The following is a 1,106-nucleotide window of genomic DNA, read 5'->3' as shown; positions in this document are numbered from 1 at the left end:
ACGCGTTCTTACATTACAGAGGGGTGGTAAGTAATACAACCTGCTGCTCCGAACCACACCTAGTACACGTCCGCTAACTTTGGCATGGAGGGAGTACCCAAAAAAAAGAGAGGAGCTTTACAGTGGAGTGGACACACCCAAACTGACGACCGGCCGTGGCCCGACGCGACACGAGCAGTCGATCGTTCGAGCAAAAAAAGCGGGAGTGGCTGGTGCAAGCAAGAAGGCAAGGGAGCAGCAGCGCACTAGTATTAGTATGGTACAGCAGCACGTCGTAGTACAGGTGCACGTCGTAGTATATAGGTGTATAGGTACAGTACAGTCCGTGCGGGGCGGATTGCAGGCAGAGCAAAACGAGCAACGCCGGCGGGAGAGCCCGGCGGTACGGTGGCCTCTCGCCGCCGCTTCACTTGGGTCCCCAGAGCAGCAGGTGCATCACCTTGGCCGTCTTGCCGTGGCCGTGGAGGTGGTCCTCGCGCCCGCGCCACGGCGACGACGACGACGACGCCGACGCCGACGTGCCGGCCCGCGGCAGCCGAAGCTGCTCCGCGGCGTCGCGCGCCAGCGCGCGCAGCGTGGCCAGCTCGRGCCACCTGCTGGCGGTAGTGCTCTCGCTCCCGCTGCTCATGGCCGCCGCCGCCGCCGCGCCCGACCCCCCGTAGCCTCTAACTAAACCCGCTCTCGGGGCTCGCCACTTCCTAAACCCGCTCTCGGGGCTCGCCACTTCATACCATTGACAATGTCAACGCCGGACCAGCAGCGTCTTATCTTTGCCGGCAAGCAGCTGGAGGATGGWCGCACCYYKGCKGRYKACAACRTYCAGAAGGAGAGCACCCTCCAMYTGGTGMTSCGCCTCAGGGGWGGMATGCAGATCTTYGTGAAGACATTGACWGGCAAGACCATCACCTTGGAGGTTGAGAGCTCCGACACCATTGATAATGTGAAGGCCAAAATCCAGGACAAGGAGGGTATCCCCCCGGACCAGCAGCGGCTGATCTTCGCCGGCAAGCAGCTGGAGGATGGCCGTACCCTGGCCGACTACAACATCCAGAAGGAGAGCACCCTCCACCTGGTGCTCAGAAGGAGAGCACCCTCCACTTGGTGCT

General features: G+C 62.0%; 2 protein-coding genes and 1 pseudogene. 2 read left to right on the top strand and 1 reads right to left on the bottom strand.

What is annotated here, in order from left to right; translation table 11 throughout:
- Positions 1 to 406 precede the first annotated feature (406 nt).
- Positions 407 to 628 carry a hypothetical protein gene (locus FWJ25_RS20550; protein ID WP_149601851.1) on the bottom strand — a complete coding sequence of 74 codons (222 nt, stop codon included), beginning with the start codon at positions 626 to 628 and terminating at the stop codon, positions 407 to 409.
- Positions 629 to 739: 111 nt separating this feature from the next.
- Here FWJ25_RS20550 and FWJ25_RS20545 point away from each other — a divergent pair.
- Together FWJ25_RS20545 and FWJ25_RS20540 are read left to right on the top strand one after the other, a co-directional pair.
- A pseudogene (locus FWJ25_RS20545) lies at positions 740 to 847 on the top strand (ubiquitin-like protein); the annotation flags it as partial.
- A 60-nt stretch (positions 848 to 907) separates the two neighbouring features.
- The coding region (locus FWJ25_RS20540; RefSeq protein WP_223163277.1) for a ubiquitin-like protein at positions 908 to 1,106 on the top strand (199 nt) is incomplete at its 3' end.

This window comes from Marinobacter salinexigens, from assembly GCF_008370345.1.
GTDB lineage: Bacteria > Pseudomonadota > Gammaproteobacteria > Pseudomonadales > Oleiphilaceae > Marinobacter > Marinobacter salinexigens.
Note: the sequence above shows the minus strand (reverse complement) of the source record. Positions and strands in the feature narration are given on the sequence as shown.